Here is a 22,435-nt window from a genome sequence, read left to right as displayed (position 1 = left end):
GTATTTTTACGTTAAAATCATACGTATGCCGAACATTTTCAATTCATTTCTTCAACCGAAATTATCACCTAGATTTACATTCGTATTTTCGATGGTTTTGGTATTTTTTCAGGGGCTTATTTTTGCACAAAATAATCCTAAAACAGACTCCATCGTACGGGTTTTTCCTGGAACTCTCAACTTTTTGGTTGTAGGAGATTGGGGACGGTTTGGCGAAGATCACCAAACTCCAGTAGCCAACCAAATGGCCAAAGTGGCAGATAAAATCAACCGAAATTTTATCATTTCTACTGGAGACAATTTTTATCCACATGGGGTGGCAAGTATAGATGACCCACAATGGAAAACATCCTATGAAGATGTTTATAAACAATTTGCTTTACATTGGGAGTGGTATTCTGTTTTGGGCAACCACGATTATATTGGAAATCCAGATGCACAAGTGGCGTACTCTAAAATCAGCAGAAGATGGAGGATGCCAGCGAGGTATTTTAGTGAGACTTTTGCTATAAACGGCGATACCACCAACCAAGTGCTCATCGCTTTTATCGACACCAACCCGCTCATTCCCGATTTTTATAAGAACAAAACTTATGGGCCAAATGTGGTCAGTCAAGACAGTACTGCTCAGAAAATTTGGCTGGAAAAAACCTTGGCCAACAAATCTTCGAATATTAAATGGAAAATAGTGGTAGGCCATCATCCACTTTACACCGCCACCTTAAAGCGTAGAGAAAGCTATGACACCCGAGCGGTAAGACATTCACTGAAAGGAATTTTGGACAAATACCGAGTAGATGCCTACCTATGTGGCCATGACCACGACTTGCAACATCTGCTTCCAGAGGGAAAAACGCATTATTTTGTATCTGGCTCAGGCTCTGAAGTGACTGAAATAGGCACCTTACCGATATCAAAACTAGCATTGGCCGAATATGGCTTTATGGCGTTTTCAATAGGTCCGAAATCCATGAATGTGCAGGTTATCAATCACCAAGGAAAAGTGGTTTATAGAACCGAAATCGTGAAATAAATCTCATTTCTAAGAAATTAAAAACATATTTACCAAAAAAATGAATCGTTCTCAATTTATAAAAAGTGTTTCGGCCGCTGCTGTAGCTTTAAAATTTAATAATTTATTTGCTCAAAACCAAGCCAATTATGACTGGCCAAAAATAGTAGAAGCAAACAATAAGGCGGTTTCAGACATATTAAAGGCTACGCAAGCGGGCTTAAAAACTCTTAAACGAAGTCTCGGATTTGATTTGGCCAATCTTGCAGCTGGTTTTTCTGAAAAAACCTCAAATTATTATGAGAAAGAAGAACTCATAAGCGGTATGAAAGTCATTTCGGAATTTATAATATCCCAACAAAAGGCCGACGGAACGCTGGACTTCGGAAATTTGTCTTCTCCGCCAGATACTGCCTTTATAATTGAGCCTATTTGTGCTGCTGGAAATATCCTAAAAGGAAATTCAAAATGCCAGGAGGTGAATCTTTTAATTAAAAAAATAATTGAAAAATCGGGTGCTGGATTGGCAGTCGGCGGTGTACATACCCCCAACCATCGCTGGGTAGTTTGTGCCGCTTTGGCCAAAATAAATCACCTCTACCCCAACCCAAAATATACCAAACGCATAGCTGAATGGCTCTCTGAAGGTGTTTTTTGTGACAAAGACGGAATTTATCTCGAAAGAAGTATGACTTACGCCGAGGTAATTGACCGCTCGATGATAACCGTTGCCGCTTACACCAACAGGCCCGAACTGCTAAAAATGGTGGAAAGAAACCTCCACTGGGTGTATGAATGTATGGAACCCAACGGTAATTTGGTAACTTTCCCGTCCCGCCGACAAGATGCTTACATGCAATGGAACATCCTTCTTTTTTATCCTCAATATAGATTTATGGCCAATAAATTTAGCGATGGATTTATGGGAAGTGTGGCGGCATTTATAGAAAGCATGCCGGGTTTTGACCCCACTATTTCGAAAGACTTACTGTATTTGTTTTTGGAAGACGAAATTTTGGCAAAAAAATATCCTACTAAACCACTTCCTACAGATTTCCAGAGGTTTTATGAAGGAATAAACATGTTGCGAGGCCGCAAAGGTGAAGAAACATTCTCCTTGTTTGGGGGAGCTGACCAGCCGATAATCATTGGATCAGGCAGGTCTACCAATCCAAGTTTTTTCGGAATGCAAAAAGGAAAAGCCATTTTGAAGCATATCAGAATGTCCTCCAGTTTTTTTAGTACAGGTTTTTTTAGGAGTGAAGGCATAAAAAAAGTAGGAAATCAGTATCATTTATACCAGAAAATAGAGGCACCATACTATCAGCCACTGCCAGATAAATTCAAAAAAGTCAATGGCGATTACGAACTAAGCCAAAGTACAGACCGCCGGTTTTGGAACAAAATGGACTTCAAAAATCGACCGAAAAGTAACATCAGCCTACTCGAATACAAAGTAGTTTTTGAAGAAATAAATGATGAAAAAGTAATAAATTTTGATGTAAGAGGAACCACTGGAGTTCCTTTGGTAATAGAACTTACTTTCGCAAAAGGAGGAAAACTGCTTGGTTGTGATTCAATAGCTGGCAGTGAGGAGAATTTTTCAATTAAGGAAAAAGAAGCCTCATACGAGTTTGAAGGCGACAAAATCTCATTTGGTCCGGGAGAGTTTACTCACCAAACAATCAACAATATGGAAGGCGAAATGTACAGCACCCATTTTGGTTCATTACGTTCAAACGGGATGCATATTTATATTACTGGCCGAACGCCTTTTGTACATACTTTGAAACTATCATAAAAAAAGGCTGCACAAAATGCAGCCCTTTATCATTCAACCTATTATTAACCTAGAAGTTCAGAACATTGGGTAAGTATTTAGCCACAAGATCCTCGTAGTAAGGCCTCAAAGCCTTGGCATCTGGTGGCACAGGTACTTTAGAGTATAAATCATATGGGTTAAATTTATCCACCCATTTAAACATCTCATGATCGTGTTTACTCATCAAATGATTATAGGCGTTTTCACGGTGTTGTGGATAAAACGAATGGTAACGCAGCATATACAAGCCTTCTTCAGGAATATAATTCTTCATGATTTGGTAAATATACTCGTCATGCCCCCAACTCATTTTTACCTTATCTAATCCGCAGTTTGGCTCATAAACACCGTATTTGGTTTTATATCGAGGATCTTTGCTGTCAGGATTTGCCTCGAAGTATTCGGGATAAACTATTTTATCGGAATGTTGGCAGCCCACTGGAAATGTATCACCAACCACCGCCCATTGCGGTTCACCAAATAAGCAAAGTACTTTTCCTAAATCGTGCATAAAACCCACAAGCACAAACCAATCGGGGTGCCCATCTTGACGAATGGCTTCTGAAGTTTGCAAAAGATGTTGAAACTGATCCAAGTCCGTATCAGGATCGCTATCATCCACCAAAGTGTTTAGGAAATCAACAGCATCCCAAACGCTCATTTGGCGTTTATCAAACTTTAAAAATTCTCTTTCTTTATCTATTACGAAGTCATACGTTTGGTAGGTATGATTCATTTCGTAGAATTTTTTCACTGTCGCTACTCTGTCCGTATCAACATAGTTGCGATAATTTTCTTTTTGTTTTGTGCCTGGCTCAGGATATCTGAGCACCACATCGGCTTCCCATTCATCAAGACTTCCCAGTGGATTTAGCTCTTTTTCTGAAAACTTTGTATTCATTGTAATATCAAAAGTATTTAAAATGTAAACCGAGACTCAAATCGGTCTCGGTTTATAAAAATATTAATATCCTGGATTCTGTGTAAGTTTTGGGTTGATGTTCAAGATACTTCTTGGTATTGGATACAATCTTTTGTTTGGATCTGAGTCTGTTTTTAAACCCCACTTACCTTCAAATTTCCCAAAGCGAATCAAGTCATTTCTTCTCCAGTTTTCATTACAGAATTCACGACCACGCTCTGCCAACATCACATCAAAGTTTAGCTCTTTTATTTCGCTTGCGTTTCTAATTTTCCTAAGTGAATTGACCAAAGCCAAAGGCGTGTCTCCAGATGTAGCTGCCGCACCTCTCATGATGGCTTCGGCCTTCATCAACAATACATCAGAGTATCTAAAAAAAGTAAAGTCGTTCCCTTGATTTCGTGTTGTAGAGGTTTTATCAGGAGAAAATTTGATGTAACGATAACCCTGTGCCCATGCCTTCTCGTCGTTACCCAAATCAAAAGCCGCCACATTGCGGTACTCTAATTTAGGAACCAATTCCAAATGATAATCGACAGCTGTAGCTCCATCCGTACCTTTATAATCTTCGTCAAATCCTTTTTTCGAAGTTTTAACAATAATTGGCGAACCATTGCTCAAGAATTGCTTTCCTTTCAAAAGTAGTTTTGCTCTTACATCATCCTCTTCATTGAAATTTGCCAAAAACTCTTCTTGCACGCTTATGGCACCTGATGGTGTAAATGGCAATTCGTATTTTGCTCTCATCGCCCTGTGCAAATAATATCTAGCCAGAAATTGACCTCCAGAAATATTGTCAAACGGCACAGCAAAAATCGTTTCTTTGATTTGTGGGCCATTGTCTATGTCAAACATCTTGGCAAAATTGGCCTCTAGAGCAAATTTCTTAGAACTAATGATGTTATCACACATTTTTACTACATCGTCATATCTTTTCTGACCCGTATATACTTCAGAGTTGATGTATAATTTAGCCAAAAGTGCATATGCCACAAATTTTGTAGGGCGACCATAAGTAGAGGCATTTACATCCCCACTTAGGCTAGGAATAGCATCCAACATTTCTTTTTCTACAAATGCGAAGATGTCTTTTCTAGGCGTAGTAGTTGGTTTTTCGGTTACACCAAACTTGGTAAGTAAAGGCACATTTCCCCAAAGATCCAGCATTACCCAGTAGGCAATCGCTCTCATGGCTTTCAATTCGGCCAATCCTTGTTGTTTTGCTGGTGACTCGGGAGCAGTTTCTACCACGGCTATGTTTTGGTTTATGGTAGTTATGGTACCTGTAATCCAGTTCCAGGTTCCATCTACTTGACCGTTGTCTGGGTTCCAATTGTGCTGGTGCAATTGAAAATATCTAGCACCATCGTACCAGTTTCCACCTCTTGCTGGCAAAATGGACTCATCAGAGCTCAGCGATTGCAAAAACCAATATGAAAGAGCTATAGAACCTCTAAAGTTGGTATAAGTTGGTCCCGAAGCTTGAATAAAGTGCTCGGTTTTTATCGGGAAATTATCTGAAGTAAGTGCATTTTCAACTGGTACTTCTAAGTCGTGACACGAAGCCAAAAATAAGGCTGCGGCACACGTAATTACATATTTTATTTTTTTCATTTTTCTAAAAACTTTAAATTTTAATAAATTAGAAACTTGCGTTTACACCAAACATAAAAGTTCTGGTTTTTGGATAAAATCCGTTTCCAAAACGTGTCCAGTCAACGCCAGGGGTTAGTCCGCCCATGTTTACTTCTGGGTCAATTCCTGAGTATTTTGTTAAAATGAAAATGTTATTGCCAGATAAAAACAATCTAAGGTTTTTGATGTAGTCCTTTTTGGTGTTTATCGAATATCCAATAGTGGCATTGTCAAGTCTTAGGAAGCTTCCGCTTTCGATGTATCTGTTTGAATATTTAAATGCATTATAATCTGCAATTGGTTCGTCGCCTGTTTCAACCAAGACGTTGTACGAACCAGCTTCCTGCGGTCTGTTGAAATCTGCTCTTACAGTATTCATGATTTTATTACCCAATACCGACCTAAAGAAGAAATTCATATCGAATTGTTTATAGGTAAATGAGTTATTCCAGCCAATCAATAGTTTTGGTTGGGCACTTCCTGCCAAGAAATAATCGGTTTTGTTTTGTGGCACTAGAGTCGTTCCACCTTTTTTGGCATCAAACTGCGACACACCAGCTTCAGTTCTTCCTGCATATTGGAATGTGTAAAACTGTCCAACTGGCTGACCACTGAGTAATATTTGCACCGTTGAACCTGTCTGTCCGCCACCGTTTGGAGCAGCCATCAGCAAACTATCAGCTTGTAGACCTTCGCCTTTAAGGGATACCAAAAGGTTTTTGTTATGAGCAAAGTTCACAGAAGTATTCCAAGTAAAGCTTTTGGTTTTTACGGGCGAATAATTTAAAGTTAATTCCACTCCCTTGTTGCTCATTTCTCCAGCATTAGCCGTCAACTGACGGTACAAATATACCGATGGGTCAACGTCATAAGTCCATATAAGGTCAGTAGTACGTTTATTGTACAAATCCAAGGTACCCGTGATTTTGCCCTTCATTATGCCGAAATCCAAACCGATGTTCGACATGGTTGTTTTCTCCCACCTCAAGTCTGGATTTGGGTTTTGCACAACACCAATGGCTGATAAGGTAACACCATTCACCAAAAATGTGCCCACATTTCCGTATCTCAACAAGGAGACCAAAGGATTAAATCCAAGTGAGTTACCTGTTTGTCCATAGCTCACTCTAAGTTTTAATTCAGAGAAAATATTCTGATTTTTCATGAAGTTTTCTCCGTCAATTCCCCAAGCAGCTGATAAAGAAGGGAAATAACCCCAACGGTTGTTAGCACCAAATGCCGACGAACCGTCTCTACGCAATGAACTTTGGACGAAGTATTTGCCCGCATAACTGTAGTTGAGTCTGGCATAATCCGAAATCAAACGAAGCTTCGAATAATTGTTGCCACCATAATCAACCACAAAGCCTGACACCGCTTGTGAATTTCCTAAGCCTAAGTAATTGGCTTCTGTATCATTGGTTGGGAAATTGGTGTTATTAGCCTGAAAACCGTCTCCATTGAGTGTCTGTTGCCACGAATACCCTGCAATTGCATTTACATTGTGTTTACCAAATGTTTTATTATAAGTCAAATAGTTTTCAAACAAAGTATTTTTGTTTTCGTAAGTATTTCTTACGGCAAGGCCATTTCTGCCTCCTACTACTGTATAATTTGTTGTAAACGCGATGTTGTTATAGTTGGTCGTATAATAGTCGTTGTAAAACTCCGAACCGTTGGTTTGGTTATTCTGGATTGAAGCCGAAACATCGTACGAAAATCCAGCCGGAAGTTTCAAGGTTGCCTTGAAGTTAGCCAAAGACGTTTTTGAGTTATTTTTTACCGTGGCATTGTCAATCACTGCCAGAGGATTGTAATAGTTTGAACGTGCCAAGTTTTCATAATAAGAACCATCTTCATTTAGTGGGCTAACCGTTGGCAAATACCTCAATCGGTTTATCAAAACCACATCTTGAAAAGGAACAATCTGTGAGTTTGTTTGCGTCGAAGCCAAGGTAACACCCATTTTCAATTTGTCTTTCAAGGCATATTGCTCAATTGAGAGCCTTCCAATGAATCGGTTCAAGCCACTTCCTTTGATGATTCCGTCTTGATCAAAATAGTTGATGCTCGCATTGTAATTGGTTGATTTACTTCCGCCTCCAAATGACAAATTGTGATTTTGTGAAAATCCTTTTTGACTTACAACATCCTGCCAATCGGTATTAGCACCTGTATCGTCTGCTGGCCCAAGAGATTTACCATTTTTAGTTAGGTAGCTTCTCAATTGGTCGCCAGACATCATTTTGATGGTATTAGAAACCGACTCTGTTGCCACATAAGCTTTGTAGCTTGCAAAGGTTTGACCATCTTTTGGTCTGTTTGTCGTGATAATGATCACACCATTGGCAGCACGTGAGCCATAAATGGCTGTTGCAGCAGCATCTTTCAAAACATCCATAGACAAAATATTGTCAGGTGCTACCGTAGCCAAATCAGCACCAACCACACCGTCAACCACAAACAAAGGTTGCGAAGCCTCACCTTCACGTAAAGTGGAAGCCCCTCTCAAAATAATTGACGGACGGCCATTTGGGTCTCCTGTTTTCGTGATGTTTAATCCTGCTACTTTACCTTGCAATAATTGCGTTGGGTCTGTAATAGCACCACGGTTGAGGTCTTCTGCTTTAATGGTGCTGATAGAACTCGTCAACGATTTCCGAGTTTGCTGGCCATAACCCACTACCACGATTTCATCAAGCGAAGTGTCTGATTCTTTTAATTTTACGGAAATTTGGCTGCGGCCATTTACTTCTACAGTTTGGGTTTCAAACCCAATGTAGCTAAACACCAAAGAGGCATTAGTACCTGCGTCGATACTAAATTTGCCATTTGGATCAGTCATTGTTCCAGTAGAAGAAGACTTCACTGTAACAGATACGCCAGGGAGTTTTTCTCCATCAGAAGAACTTACGATTCCGGATACTCTTATTGTATTTTGGGCAAAAACACCAAAAGATGTACACGCCAAAAACACCAAACAAAAGAGTAATTTCAATTTAGGGTAATTTTTTTGCATAAAAAACGATTTATTTGTTTCGATGCAATTATAGAATATAACTTTTCTACAGAAAAATTGTATAATGCAAATTATTAATGCAAACGTTTGAAATCGTTTTCAAAAAAATTATTTTCTGAAAAACATCATTAAAACTATTCAAAAGAGGGTTTTTAAGAAATTTTAATAAGTATTCCTTGTGTCAAAGAAGTATTTTTTTTTGAAGATTTTATACCATTATCAACTGGCTTGCCTGGTGGAGTCTCGCTCTATGAGGTGTGGATTTAATACACTTTTTCCTGGCAAATAAGTATCTGACGAAAGCATTTCTAAGGTTTGTTCAGCTGCTAAGCGACCTATTTCATAACTTTTTCTATCAATGGTAGTAAGTTTGGGCGAGAAATAAGGAGAAATAGGACAATTGTCAAAGCCTATTACAGATACCTCTTCTGGGATTTTTATGTTCAAACTCATCAGCACATTAATGGCTCCATAACAAACATAGTCGTTTACCCCGAAAATTGCATCAGGGCTGAGGATTTTTCCTTCAAACCAATTTTTGGTTGGTCCGATGGCACTCTCTATATTAAACTCCACGTGCTTGATCCAATCGTCGCTGGGAGTAATACCATTATTTTTAAGACAATCCAAATATCCTTCCAATCTAAGCTTCGAAACTAATAAGCCTTGTGGTCCTGCCAAATGGGCTATTCGCTGGCATCCTTTTTCTATCAAATGTTTGGTAGCCAAATACGCCCCTGCATAATCGTCAATAACTACGCTGCTTCCATAGTTTTCAATAATATCCCTATCTATAAAAACCAAAGGTATTTTTCTTTTATTCACCATTTCAAAGTGCGAAAAGTCTCTGATACTAGCCGTTTCTTGTGAAATAGAAACTAGGATAGCATCCACTCTATTTGACAAAAGTCTTTTGATGTGCTCTTGCTCTAAACTGTGTTTTTCATCGGTCACACAGAAAATCAACATGTAGCCTAGGCTATTAAAAACCGATTGTATGCCTTGGATCATCAAGGTTTCGTGCGAATGATTTATAGATGGCACTAAAACTCCAATAGTTTTTGTGGACTTGTTGAGTAAACTGAGCGAAATTGAGTTTTTCTGGTACCCCATTTTTTGGGCATACTCTTGTATTGTTTCCTTGGTATCTACGTTGATATTTGAGTGGTCGTTCAAGGCTCGGGAAACCGTTGAAGGCGAACACTTAAATTTTCTCGCAATATCTTTTATGGTGATATTATTCATTGAACTTTTCTAAGATTCCAATACTTTATTGCTCAACTTAAAGCAAGCAAAGTAAATAAAACACTAATTTATGGTAAATATGATGATATCATTCAATTTTTTCGACATTTGAATGCAACTATTCGATGCTTCTCTTCATCTTTCTCAAAAGTTAAAAAAAGCTAAACTATCAACCGTTTAACCTTTTTTAAAAGATTGGAAAAGCCCAGTTTGCTACTTTTGCGAGCTATTACTCTAAAAGTCATTACATTTTGAAAAAGCTATTAATCATTCTACTGGTCGTAGGCAATGCCGCCTATGCACAAAACACCATTAAAAACATTCCTGCCAAACGCACATCGCAGAAAGTATTAATAGATGGTAAATTAGACGAAGCCGCCTGGAAGGATGCAGCGAAATTTGATGAATTGATTGAGTTTAGACCGACTTTTGGCCGAAAAGAAGCAGAGGGAAATCAAACGGAGGCTTATCTGATGTATGACGATGAAGGCATATATTTTGGCGGAATTTGCCACGAAAATAACCTGGATAGTGTTTCTCGTGAACTTACGGGTCGAGACGGATTCGGCACCAACGACTACATCGGGATTATTTTTGACACCTACAACGACAAACTCAATGCGTTTGAATATTTCTTGACGCCATTGGGTGAACAGTGGGATTCTAAAATGTCGTCAGTTCAAAACTCCAACAATGGTGGCGAAGATTTTGCTTGGAACGCTGTATGGAAAAGCAAAGTGATATTGGACAAGTCTGGCTGGGCTTTCGAGATGTTTCTCCCCTACTCTGCCATTAGGTTCAGCAAAGATAAAGTTCAAAATTGGGGTATAAATATTACCAGAAGACGGAGAAAAACAGAACAACAATACACCTGGAACCCAGTGGACATGAACATTAACGGATTTTTGACGCAAGAAGGCCTTTGGACGGGAATTACTGACATCAAACCTCCACTTCGTTTACAACTATTTCCTTATTTCTCGCTTTATGAAAATCATTTTCCGAGTGGAGATCCAAAAATCAAGAATTGGAGTAATCAATACTCTGGAGGTTTAGATTTAAAACTTGGTATTAGTCAGGCATTTACACTAGATGCTACGCTTATTCCCGATTTTGGGCAAGTACAAAGCGATAATAGAGTCTTGAATCTTACACCATTTGAAGTGAAATTTAACGAATATCGGAATTTCTTCACAGAAGGAACGGAGCTCTTCAACAAAGGCGATTTCTTCTATTCTCGACGAATTGGAGGCTCTCCTATTAACCAAAACGAGGTGTATGATAATCTCAAAGAAAACGAAGAAGTCATAAACAATCCAACAGAATCAAAACTCATAAATGCTTCAAAAATATCGGGAAGAACCAAATCAGGCCTCGGAATTGGTATTCTGAATGCCATAACTAAAACCCAACATGCACAAATTCTAAACAAAGAAACTGGTGAAATAAGAGAATATGAGACCGATCCTGCCACTAATTATAGCTTGGTGGTTTTAGACCAAACATTGAAAAATAACTCTAGTCTTACATTTCTCAACGCCAACGTTACACGAACAGGCCAAGCCTATGACGCCAATGTGAGCTCTGCTATGTTTAGTATTTTTGACAAGAAAAACACGTATTTTGTTTCAGGTAAAACAGCCCTCAGCCACCAAAAGTTCGTAGATGAAAACAAACTCGGATACTCACATGCATTTGGGCTTGGCAAATCTAGTGGAAGGTTTAATTGGCAATACAACCAAGAACTTACAGACACCAAGTTTAATAACAACGATCTGGGATATTTTACAAACAATAATTTCATAACACACAGAGGCTATGTGGGTTATAGATATACAACGCCAAAGAAATTCTACAATAGGCTTCAATACAATCTCAATTTGACCTACAGTACACTTTTCTCTACAATAGGCCAAATTGCCTCCAAGTACCAAAATGCCAGAATTCAGACCAGCATAGTTACCCAAACGAAAAAACTGGTTTGGTTTGGCTTAATAAACGATTTTATGCCAAAACAAAATGACTTTTATGAGCCGAGAGTAGAAGGAAAGTTTTTTGAAAGAGGAAATAGCGGCTTGGTAGGTGTTTTTGTGGAAGGCAATTCAGCCAAGAAATATTATCTAAACGGAGAAATATTTATGAGGAAATACTTCAACTTCTACGATCTATTTGCCTACGACGCATCGGTAAACCAAACTTACAGATTTAACACCAAGTTTTCGGTAAATCACCAAATAGGTATTCTGCCTAGAAAAAATAGTGTTGGGTTTTCAGGCAATGAAGACGGAGAAATCATTTTTGCCAAACGGGATGTAAAAACCTTCGAAAATATTCTTTTCTTGAAATACAATTTTACTAACAAAATGGGTTTGACTTTCAGAACACGCCATTACAATAGCCGTGTTACCAACAAGTCCTATTTTAATCTTGAAGATAATGGTTTGCTAAGTGAAAGAGCGTCTGTGAATGGAAATTATAACCGAAATGTCAACTATTTTAACATCGACATGGTCTACACTTGGCAGTTTGCCCCTGGTAGTTTCTTGAATATTGTTTGGAAAGATGCCGCATTTACAAACGACAACGCCTCGCTAATTTCTTATGGAGAAAACCTCAGAAACAGCATGAATTCGGACCAAAACAACAATATTTCTCTTAAAGTAATCTATTTTATTGATTATTTGACGATGAAAGGCTGGACAAAACGCTCTTAATACTGAAGTTTTGACCTGAATGCATAATTCTGCTTTTTATATTTTTATCTGATTATTTCTATTAAATATCATTAATTTTGATGAAATAATTCAGATAATATATGTCCTCATTCACTCACCTAGACGTAAACGGAAATCCATCAATGGTGGATGTAAGTGAAAAATCCGTAACCAAACGAACCGCAACTGCCCGTAGTATTGTGGAGATTGATAACGATATCATGGCTAAGTTTGTTGGAGAGGATATTCTCACCAAAAAAGGCCCTGTTTTTCAAACTGCAATTATTGCTGGTGTTATGGCCGCCAAAAAAACGGGCGATTTGATTCCACTTTGCCATCCACTTGGGCTTGAAAACTGTCAAATTTCGATAAAAGTTATAGGCACAAACGAGATAGAAATTCTTTGTATGGCATCACTTTCGGGCAAAACTGGGATTGAAATGGAAGCACTCATTGGTGCGAGTGTAGCTGCCCTCACTATTTATGATATGTGCAAGGCCATGTCGCACAATATTTTAATAAAAGAAACAAGACTGATTGAGAAGACCGGTGGAAAAAAAGATTTTAAGTTTGCACAATGAAAAAACACGAAAAACATGCCAAATTAATTAAGCCTGAAATTGGGTTTTTCGGTAGAAACGAAATCGCATTTCTTGGGGCTCCATGTGGAGTTATCAAATCACTCGTTGATGCATTTATTGCTTCTATATCTGGAGATATCAAAATAACTTATGTTGACGCAGACCACGGTAATGACGAAAATGTCTCTTTTAAAAACAACCTATTACAAGATAAAATTAGCCATAAAAGGTTTGAGAAGAAATCTTTTTCTACGTTTGAACAAAAATTTCTCCTTTCTGATCAGGATATGATATTAGTAAATGGGAATCATTTTGAAGCTAAAAGCCAAATAGTAATTATTGACCCCAAGAAAGAAGAATCTCTAAAAAGGCGTATTTTGCAATTAACAAATGTAAAAGCATATGTATTGTCTGAAGGTGTAGATGAAGTCTTTGATTGGATTGAAAAATCACCCGAAATTCCTGTTATAAATATTTCAGAAACAGATAAAATTTCAAGCTTGATTTTAACTGAAATCGAAAATCCTGTTTTAAAAGCCCTCATTTTAACCGGTGGAAAAAGTACAAGAATGGGAATTGACAAAAGCAACCTAGATTATCATGGGATGCCACAACATGCATATTTAAAGAAGACTTTGGATAGCTTATTAATACCAACATACATTTCTTGCAGAGATGAGCAGAAAGAAGAATTCGACAATCCAATAACCGATAAATTTGTAGGCCTTGGACCGTATGGAGCCATTCTTACTGCGTTTCAAGAAGACCCAAATGCAGCATGGCTTGTGGTTGCATGCGACTTGCCCTTACTTAAAACATCCGAATTTGAGTATCTGGTATCAAATAGAAACCATAAAAAAATAGCGACAGCTTGTTTCAACCCTGAAACTAATTTTCCGGATCCCCTTTTTACCATCTGGGAACCAAAGGCTTATCAGACCTTATTGAGCTATCTTGCAATAGGTTATTCTTGCCCAAGGAAGGTTTTGATTAATTCAGATATAGAATTAATCCATTTGTCAAGACCCGAAGTTTTAGCCAATGTTAATACGCCCGATGAGAAATTTGAAATAGAAAAGTATTTTTCATAAATAAAGTTTATTTTTGCAAATATTCCCAGATGAAAGTTTCTGAAAATAACGATAAGATTGTCAGGTAATTTTCAGTTCATTCTTTGAACAAATTAAACTTTGAAAGGTAAAAAAAATATTCTACTCTGGTTATTTATCCTCATACCAGTTATTATCCATCTTTATATATTAGATACATTCTCTTTAAATTTTCCATTCGAAGATGGCCATCGAGTATTTTTAGATTTCTCGTACAATTACCTAAATGCTCAAAATATTAAAGAGAAAATTACCCTTTTTTTAACCCCTGATAATGAAAGTCGCCCATTTCTCATAAGAATATCTCTTCTTATTCAATTAGGCCTTTTTGATAAAATAAACTTCAGATATTTACTCTTTGCATTTAATCTTTACACCTTTATCCTAGCCGCGGTTTTCATAAAAAAGTATTGGAAAAACCCATATTTAGTCATAATTTCTTGTTTCAGTTTGCTTAGTTTGTGCAATTGGGAGTTGTTTTTTAGAAGTGATGTTGCATCTTATCAATTGGCTACTATTTCTTTGTCTATTCTAGCTTTTTCCCTGATTTCAAATATTAATCATGCACCTTCTTCTTTCAAAAACTGCTTAATAATTATTTGTCTATTTTTAGTACCTTTCGGTAGTGCAATCGGATTTATTACTGTGTTTTTTGTAATAATTTATACATTTATTAGAAAATCCAATCTTCGCTGGTATTATATTTTAGCCCTCTTAATTTTTCAATTATATCTATACTTTCACTTGGCTTCAGACGATGTAGCGTCTAGTAGTTTTATTCAAAATGTATTCAAATATAAATTTGAGCTTATTTGGGCTTATTTTCTGTCCTTAGGAGGGGTGTTTCAGTATATTTCAAACTATCAGGGTTTTGCTGTTTCTGGAGTTCTTGGCATACTGATTTTTACAGGTTGCTCATGGTTTTTATTGAAACATTGGAAAGAAAAAGACTTAGATTTCGAAAAGCTGGTTTTCTTATTTATGGCGAGTTCTTTGGCCATAATTGTTTTGAATAGATATAACTATTGGGTAATCGGATATGAAAGCGTTTTGGTTCCGAGATATAAAATTTACGGAGTAATAATTCTCATACTGGCAATTTCATTTGTTTTTAAACGAATAAATAGCACAACAGTCAAAGCTTCGATTACGCTTATTATTATAATTATGTATATATTTTGGCTACTTAAATCTTGGTATTTAATTACGCTCAAAAAAGAAACTCAAATGATAGATGCCTATAATCTAGAGAAAGGAATGGTCAGAAACGATGTAGCAAATAATACTTTTGAAGCAAGATACAAATATGACTATTTGAAAAAAAACGGGTATTTTAATGCCAATGAACTTTACAATGAAGTCTTGCTAAAGATAAAAAACGGAACCATTTTTTATCCTGAAAAAGTGACCTTGAAATATGTCGATTTTGATCCAACATTTGAATCAGATTGGGGAGGTAAGAAGACCGTTTTAAACAAAATATTTATATACGGAACATTTCCAGCGAGCGAAACTTATTTCATCCAATTAATCGACAAAAATAATAAGGCAATCATTCTAAATGGATTTAGGAGGCCCAATTCTATCTTGTATAGACTCTTTACCAAAGAAAATAAAATAGATTTTTTATCCAAGGAATTTGAAATGGAATATTTCAAACTAGAGAAACCACTCACTTGTAGGGTTATTTGTGTAAACCCAGTAGCGTCTACTCAGAAATAGGTATATTAACTGTTACGGTGTCCGTTTCAAATGTGGGTACCACATATCCTCCAGTGTCAATTTTGGTTTTGGGAAAATTTTTGAAATTAAGATTTTTAAAATCCACTTTAGATTTATATAGATATAGTTTTTCTAAATTCTTTAATCCTTTCAAGTTTTCTAAACCTTTTTCAGAAACCATTGTATTAGACAAATTCAAAAACTGCAAATGGCTAATATCTTTTAATATCCCCATCTCTTTGTCTGAAAAACTAGTTTTATTTACATGAAGAATCCTGATTTCTTTCATTTCCCTTAAAATTAAAGCTAATGTTTCAGCTTTTTTTATGTTTGTAGCATTTAGCCAAATAGTCTGTTTTTTTAATGTTTTTAAAGCTTCAATATCTGATGCTGAGGGGTCTATCCCCCGAAGATTGATCAATAGATAGTTTGAATTTGAAGCCACAGGCAGAACCAATATTCCTGATTTTTTGAGAGAAAGAATGCTTACTTCTGAACCTTTTTCAACTTCTGCTTCTGGAATCTTATTGGTTGTTTTGGTTTTTCCCTCTTTGTCCGAAGATTGAAAACTCGCTAATACTTTCTGAATTTCAGTGCTTTGAGACAACTGATTTACCTTTTTATCGAAAGAAGCACCTTCTTTAATCCACCATTCCAATACTTTTGTTTCTGATTCTGTTAGCTGTGGTTTGCCCTTGGGTGGCATATGTTCTTCTTCGGACTCCTTCAAAAAAATTCTTTTAGAAATCAAACTTTTACCCGTATTATGAGGAACAACACCTTTGCCCTCTTTGCCGCCTTTCATAATAAACTCTGGCGTATCTAATCTAAGATTTCCCTTTTGTTTTTTTGAAGAATGGCAAGAGTAGCATTTCTCTTTCAAAATTGGTTGAACAATCTCATGATACACCGCTGCGTTTTGTACATCCAAAACTTGAGGCTTTTTTGTCTCTTTGGCAAAGCTCAAAAAATCTTCCCCATGGGTTAAACTACCACCAAGATGTCCGACAATCATCAAAAGTATAGTTGAAATAGCCCAAAGCGTTACATTAAATCTCTTAAAATTTCTAGAAAAATAAACTACCAATATAAGAATTGTAAACGCAATTCCTGTCCATTGGTGCTTAGCCACCATTTCTGAATCGTAATCTCCACTTTGGGAAAGTAAATAGCCTGTCAAGGAAGAAACAGCGGATGCCACAAAACTCAAAATAAGCATCATGGGTAATAGGCTATCAACGGCTTCCTTATTTTTCCAGAAAGAATAAACTTTTATAATGCCAGCCAAAAGAAAGAATCCAATGGGTAAATGAACCCATAAGGGGTGAAATTTCCCGAAAAACTCAACAATCATTTGTTATATCTAGTTTTGATGAGATTCAACATATACAAATTGATGTCCCATTGATTGGCAACAGGTTGACGTGTATAAGGTATTGTAGGCAAATAATTTGGGGGACCAAATTCAGTGAGAAAAGTAATTTGCTTTGCTCCTTCAGCTTCTCTGAGGGCCACAACTTTGTCCCACCATGCCAAGTGTTGATCCAAGGTGTATTTCCACTCAGGGCCGCGAGGATCATTTACTTGAGGCCCTTCTTCGTGCCCGATTCGAGCATGAATATTATATGTACGAGACAAAGCCAAATCCACATTTACCTTTTGGTCTGTCAACATGGATTCATGTACGTTTGTCCAATGACTGATGTCAAGGGTCAATTTCATTTTAGGGTGTTTTTCTAATAAGTTTCGAGTAATAGGTGCCGAATAACACATACGACCTCGATGTGTTTCGTGCAATACTTTTATGCCTGTTGCTTCCATTCTTTCAATCGTAAATTCCACAATTTGGGCGTTTTCCTCAAAACTGAAATAATCTTTGCCAGAGTGGCTATTGATATACAAAGGTTTCGTGACTAAGGCTTCATTCACTGCTTTTTTATACTGAGTAAAGTGTTTCTCAAAATCAGGACCATTTCCTCCACACAAAAACGCTATTTTAAGATCGTATTTATTTAAGGCAACAAAAAGGTCTTTTTGGTCAGCTTCTTTGGTTGGCCACCAAAGTTCAAGGCCGTCATAACCAGCTTTCTTTACATTGCTACATAATTCTTCAACGGTGCCTTCAAAACCCCAATTTGTTGCTAGAACAATCACTTCAAGATTTGTTTTCTTTTCGAAAACTTCTTTTGAAGCGACCAATGCCGTAGAAGAAGCTATCGTCTTGCTTATAAAGTTTCTTCGATTCATATTTTTACTTATTTTATCAAATAAAATTTCTAAGTTTTAGGTATCAAATATTTACAATTTGATTTTTAGTTTAGATGTACAAAAAACTCAGGTGATGTAACAGTTTATTTTTACCATAATCCGTGATGATCAGCATTTCCTTTCCATCCGCGTTCCATCCAATTATCCCACCAATTCCTGAATCAACTTTCCTTCAACATCGGTTAAACGGAATGAACGACCTTGGAAATCGAAAGTTAGTTTTTCATGGTCAAAACCGAGTTGGTTCATTATTGTGGCTTGAATGTCGTGGGGACTCACTCTGCCAGAAGTCGCAGAATAACCCAAATCATCTGTTTCTCCATAGCTAACACCGGCCTTTATTCCTCCACCGGCCATCCACATAGTAAAAGCCTCAGCATGATGATCTCTGCCTTTAAAAGCATTGGGTTTTCCCTCTCTATTTTCGGCCATGGGTGTTCTTCCAAACTCTCCACCCCAAACGATTAGCGTTTCGTCGAGTAACCCTCTTTGCTTCAAATCCAGAATAAGGGCAGTAATGGCCTTATCCACAGACCTGCATTTGTTTATCAAACCAATGTCAATTGCCCCACCTGCATCAGTGCCATGGGTATCCCAACCCCAATCGTAAAGTTGGATAAATCTGACACCGTTTTCTACCAATTTTCGAGCTAAAAGCACATTATTTGCGAAGCTGGCTTGACCAGGTTTTGTTCCATACATTTCATGAATATAGGCAGGCTCACTTTTTATATCCATCACCTCTGGTGCCGATATCTGCATTTTATAGGCCATTTCATACTGACTAATTCTACTCAAAATCTCGGGATCTCCGTAGGCTTTGTATTCATTTTGGTTGATTTCATTAATAGCTTCAATCGAAGCCTTTCGTATATCTCGGCTTATACCATCGGGGTCTTTTATAAACAATACAGGGTCTCCTTCTGACCTGCATTGTACACCTTGGTAAACCGAAGGCAAAAACCCACTCCCCCAAACACTTTTGCCTGCATCAGGATTATTTCCTCCCGAAGTAAGCACAACGAAAGCAGGCAAATTGTTGTTTTCAGAACCCAAACCGTAAGTTACCCAAGAACCCATACTTGGTCTACCTAATCTAGCACTCCCTGTTTGCATAAGTAGTTGTGCTGGTGCATGGTTAAATTGGTCTGTTGTTACGGCTTTCAAAAAACTCAAATCATCGGCAATGGTTGACAGATGAGGAAGGTAATTACTAATAAAGGCTCCAGACTGACCATGTTGCTTAAAAACAGCTTGAGAAGCCAACATTTTAGGTACTCCACGAATAAATGCAAACTTTTTCCCTTCCAAAAAAGATTGAGGACAATCTTGCCCATCGAGTTTAGCGAGTTCGGGCTTATAATCAAACAATTCCAACTGCGACGGGGCACCTGCCATATGTAAATAAATAACAGACTTGGCCTTAGGAGCAAAGTGGGGCGACTTGGGTGCCAACGGATTTTGAGGATCAAATAAGTTATTGGCCTTTCCTTTGTCGCTATTGCAAGACATCATGGAACCCAATGCCAACCCTCCCAAGCCTAAAAAACTGCCTTTAAGGAAGTTTCTACGGGTGTCTTTTTCCAAATGCCTCAAAAATGCCTCGTGTATCAATTTCTCCATCAGCTTTTTGTAATTACTTCGTCAAGGTTTAAAATTGTATTACTTACCAAAATCAATGCTGCCAATTCTGGGTTTTCTTCACCAGAAAGTGCTTTGGATTTTTGTTTCTCTTTTTTATAAATGTTTAAGGTTTCCTGATATAACCTAGAAAGAATTGCGAAGTTTGATTCACTTATTTTTTTGCCTGAGGCTAACAAGTAGGCTATTTTGATACTCTCCAAATAGTTTTTCTTGGAAACACGCAAAGCCCTTTGAGCAAGCTTTGCCGAAATATCTACATAAACAGAATCATTCAAAATAACCAAAGCCTGAAGAGGTGTATTGGTACGAATTCTTCGCGAAACACACACTTCTCGACCAACGCCATCAAAAGATATCATACTAGGATAAGGACTGGTTCGTTTCCAAAAAGTATAAATCGCTCTTCTATATTGTTGCGAAATTTCAGATTTTATCCATTTATCTCCATTATATGGAGAACTCCAAATGCCGTCGGGCTGATAAGGCATAACTGGGGGTCCATACATTTCAGAATTTAATATTCCACTCACAGCAAGAGCTTGATCTCTTATTTGCTCAGATGAAAGCCTGACCCTCGGTCCTCTAGCCAAATACCTATTGGAGGGGTCTTTTTCTAATCCTTCCTTTGTTACTTTAGAACTTTGTTGATAAGTGGCAGACATCATAATTTCCTTGATTAATGTTTTTAAAGACCACTGATATTCATGCATGAATTTATAACTCAAGTAGTCCAAAAGCTCTTTATTTGACGGAATTGCTCCTTGAGAGCCTATATCCTCTAAGGTTTCAACAAGGCCATTGCCAAATAATTGTTCCCATACTCGGTTTACCATTGTCCTGGACACTAAAGGATTATCTTTTGAGGTCATCCACATGGCTAATCCGAGCCTATTATTTGGTGCATTGGGCGGTAGTTTACCCAATGAGGCTGGAACTCCTGCAGAAACTACTTTTCCTGGCGACAACCAACTTCCTCTTTCAAACACATGTGTATTTCTATTAAAAACTTGAGGATTCTCGTACATGATGGGTGTACTTTCTACCTGAGCGTTTAACAAATTCCAAAAAGACTGCTTCTGATGCGTGTATTCAGGCGTTTCTCCCATCGGAAATCCTTGTGTAAAATAAAACCAATCGAACATTATGCCGCTAGCATTTGGGTTGTCTAATGTACCACTGTTATAAACAAAATAAATATCATGAACGCCTTGGGCATTTTCCAAAGACAATTCGGTGGTTTTCCAGCCTTTATTTTCTCCTTTTTTGTTGATATTTAATTTGGTCAAAACTTTGCCCTTGGGGTTGTCTAATCTAATTTCAAAAACTCCATTTGCAAAATCTTTGTATTGCATGATAAGTTTCTTTTTACCATCCAAGCTCACGCTTTTGAGTCTGGCAGAAGAATGATTTCGCATGGCTAACCATTTCGTATCGCTTAGTTCGGCATTTACAAAATCATCGCATTTTAGGGAGTTGTGAGACGGTTGCAAGGTTTGCAAGAAATTGACAAGCTCTCCTTTCTCTTTTTCTGAAACTTTTTTCGAAAGCCAACTAGATAATCTCGTAAGTTCCGTTTTTTGTTTTTCATCAAAATGTCTCCAGACAGGGTATTCTGCATAAGTATCTTCGTCTCTGCTATTGTTGAAAAACGCCAAAAACTTATAATATTCATCATGCCTGAAGGGGTCATAAGGATGGCTGTGACATTGAACACAAGAAAAAGAAGTTCCCATGAGGGTTTCCCAAGTTGTATTAACTCTGTCTAATACCGCAGCGGTTCTGAACTCTTCATTATCGGTACCACCTTCGTCATTGGTCATGGTGTTTCGGTGAAAAGCCGTTGCTATATACTGATTTTCGTTAGAATTGGGGAGCAAATCTCCTGCCAGTTGCTCAGTTAAGAATTTATCATAGGGCATATCAGCATTAAAAGCCTTGATAAGCCAGTCTCTGTATCTCCAAATATTACGTCTACCGTCTCTTTCATAACCTTTTGTATCTGCATATCTGGCCATGTCCAGCCACATAGAAGTCCACTTTTCACCATAATTTGGTGACTCCAACAAGCTATCTAAATAAGTTTCGAAATTTCCTTTTTGCAAAAGTATATTCCGGGTACTTTCCTGAGCTGGAAAACCAATAACATCAAGAGAGGCTCTTCTTGCTAAATCTTCATTAGTTGCTCTCTCGGATGGTTTTAAATCATATTTTTTTGCATTTTCAAAAATAAACTTATCAATATCATTTTTTACCCAATCGTTGGATATTTCTGGAACAGATGGGGGTTTTACAGGTATATATGCCCAGTGTTCTTGCCATTCGGCTCCTTGGTCAATCCATTTGGTTAGAATATCAATTTCATCCGAACTCAAAGGGTCTTTTTCATGTGGCATCCGTTCATCTGGATCACTTAAGGTAAGTCTCCGGATAAATTCACTTGCAGAAGCGTCGCCTGGTACAATGCCAATTTTTCCCGACTTCCCTTTTGCATAGGCCTCCTCTTTGAATAACAAACTATAGCCCCCTTGTTTTTTTACTCCTCCGTGACATGCAATACAGTTCTTATTGATGATTGGTTTTACCTGTGCATTAAAATCGATTTTTTTCTGAAAAAAGCTGCAAGATGATAAAAAAACGAAAGAAAGAGAGACTAAAATAAATTTAGCAAATCGCATATTGTAATTGGTTGAATATCGATTTACAAGTTATAAAGTTTTTTGGGTTTGGTGAAATTTATTATTA

The 22,435-nt window shown here is 37.4% G+C and carries 14 protein-coding genes; 6 read left to right on the top strand and 8 right to left on the bottom strand.

Annotated elements, in window-relative coordinates; genetic code table 11:
- The first annotated feature begins 25 nt into the window (after nucleotides 1-25).
- Together EGI24_RS01110 and EGI24_RS01105 are read left to right on the top strand one after the other, a co-directional pair.
- Nucleotides 26-1,033 carry a tartrate-resistant acid phosphatase type 5 family protein gene (locus EGI24_RS01110; protein ID WP_255046333.1) on the top strand — a complete coding sequence of 336 codons (1,008 nt, stop codon included), beginning with the start codon at nucleotides 26-28 and terminating at the stop codon, nucleotides 1,031-1,033.
- Nucleotides 1,034-1,073: 40 nt separating this feature from the next.
- Nucleotides 1,074-2,813: a hypothetical protein gene (locus EGI24_RS01105; RefSeq protein WP_255046332.1), complete on the top strand. Its 1,740-nt coding sequence runs from the start codon at nucleotides 1,074-1,076 to the stop codon at nucleotides 2,811-2,813.
- Nucleotides 2,814-2,862: 49 nt separating this feature from the next.
- Here the strand turns inward: EGI24_RS01105 and EGI24_RS01100 are convergent, their stop codons facing one another.
- The 4 genes from EGI24_RS01100 to EGI24_RS01085 all read right to left on the bottom strand — a co-directional run bounded on the left by EGI24_RS01100 (nucleotide 2,863) and on the right by EGI24_RS01085 (nucleotide 9,655).
- A complete protein-coding gene (locus tag EGI24_RS01100) occupies nucleotides 2,863-3,735 on the bottom strand; it encodes an inositol oxygenase (RefSeq protein WP_255046331.1) in 873 nt (290 codons plus the stop codon).
- 63 nt (nucleotides 3,736-3,798) lie between these two features.
- Nucleotides 3,799-5,370 carry a RagB/SusD family nutrient uptake outer membrane protein gene (locus EGI24_RS01095; protein ID WP_255046330.1) on the bottom strand — a complete coding sequence of 524 codons (1,572 nt, stop codon included), beginning with the start codon at nucleotides 5,368-5,370 and terminating at the stop codon, nucleotides 3,799-3,801.
- A 28-nt stretch (nucleotides 5,371-5,398) separates the two neighbouring features.
- Nucleotides 5,399-8,389 (bottom strand): TonB-dependent receptor, encoded by a 2,991-nt coding sequence (locus tag EGI24_RS01090; RefSeq protein WP_255046329.1) that lies wholly within the window; start codon nucleotides 8,387-8,389, stop codon nucleotides 5,399-5,401.
- A 240-nt stretch (nucleotides 8,390-8,629) separates the two neighbouring features.
- Nucleotides 8,630-9,655, bottom strand: coding sequence for a LacI family DNA-binding transcriptional regulator (locus EGI24_RS01085; RefSeq protein WP_255046328.1), 1,026 nt, complete (start codon nucleotides 9,653-9,655; stop codon nucleotides 8,630-8,632).
- A 251-nt stretch (nucleotides 9,656-9,906) separates the two neighbouring features.
- On the opposite strand from EGI24_RS01085, the gene EGI24_RS01080 reads away from it, so the two are divergent.
- From EGI24_RS01080 to EGI24_RS01065, 4 genes are all read left to right on the top strand, one after another.
- Nucleotides 9,907-12,369, top strand: a complete 2,463-nt coding sequence (locus EGI24_RS01080) for a DUF5916 domain-containing protein (RefSeq protein ID WP_255046327.1) — start codon at nucleotides 9,907-9,909, stop codon at nucleotides 12,367-12,369.
- A 101-nt stretch (nucleotides 12,370-12,470) separates the two neighbouring features.
- On the top strand, nucleotides 12,471-12,950 hold the full coding sequence (gene moaC / locus EGI24_RS01075) for a cyclic pyranopterin monophosphate synthase MoaC (RefSeq protein WP_255046325.1): 480 nt from the start codon (nucleotides 12,471-12,473) through the stop codon (nucleotides 12,948-12,950).
- On the top strand, nucleotides 12,947-14,041 hold the full coding sequence (locus EGI24_RS01070) for an NTP transferase domain-containing protein (protein ID WP_255046324.1): 1,095 nt from the start codon (nucleotides 12,947-12,949) through the stop codon (nucleotides 14,039-14,041). The genes moaC and EGI24_RS01070 overlap by 4 nt, the downstream gene beginning before the upstream one ends.
- Nucleotides 14,042-14,803: 762 nt before the next feature.
- Nucleotides 14,804-15,781 carry a hypothetical protein gene (locus EGI24_RS01065; RefSeq protein WP_255046323.1) on the top strand — a complete coding sequence of 326 codons (978 nt, stop codon included), beginning with the start codon at nucleotides 14,804-14,806 and terminating at the stop codon, nucleotides 15,779-15,781.
- On the opposite strand, the gene EGI24_RS01060 is transcribed toward EGI24_RS01065, so the two are convergent.
- The 4 genes from EGI24_RS01060 to EGI24_RS01045 all read right to left on the bottom strand — a co-directional run bounded on the left by EGI24_RS01060 (nucleotide 15,768) and on the right by EGI24_RS01045 (nucleotide 22,368).
- Nucleotides 15,768-17,135 carry a c-type cytochrome domain-containing protein gene (locus tag EGI24_RS01060; RefSeq protein WP_255046322.1) on the bottom strand — a complete coding sequence of 456 codons (1,368 nt, stop codon included), beginning with the start codon at nucleotides 17,133-17,135 and terminating at the stop codon, nucleotides 15,768-15,770. The two genes, EGI24_RS01065 and EGI24_RS01060, sit on opposite strands and share 14 nt — an antisense overlap.
- On the bottom strand, nucleotides 17,132-18,028 hold the full coding sequence (locus EGI24_RS01055) for a sugar phosphate isomerase/epimerase (RefSeq protein ID WP_255046321.1): 897 nt from the start codon (nucleotides 18,026-18,028) through the stop codon (nucleotides 17,132-17,134). Before EGI24_RS01055 ends, EGI24_RS01060 begins: the two co-directional genes overlap by 4 nt.
- Before the next feature lie 162 nt (nucleotides 18,029-18,190).
- The gene (locus EGI24_RS01050; protein ID WP_255046320.1) at nucleotides 18,191-19,672 is read right to left on the bottom strand and encodes a DUF1501 domain-containing protein; all 1,482 of its coding nucleotides are present in this window, start codon (nucleotides 19,670-19,672) and stop codon (nucleotides 18,191-18,193) included.
- The gene (locus EGI24_RS01045; RefSeq protein ID WP_255046319.1) at nucleotides 19,672-22,368 is read right to left on the bottom strand and encodes a DUF1553 domain-containing protein; all 2,697 of its coding nucleotides are present in this window, start codon (nucleotides 22,366-22,368) and stop codon (nucleotides 19,672-19,674) included. Before EGI24_RS01045 ends, EGI24_RS01050 begins: the two co-directional genes overlap by 1 nt.
- Nucleotides 22,369-22,435: the final 67 nt, after the last annotated feature.

It is taken from the genome of Lacihabitans sp. CS3-21, assembly GCF_024343675.1.
Taxonomy (GTDB): Bacteria; Bacteroidota; Bacteroidia; order Cytophagales; family Spirosomataceae; genus Leadbetterella.
This window is presented reverse-complemented; position numbering and strand designations above follow the sequence as displayed.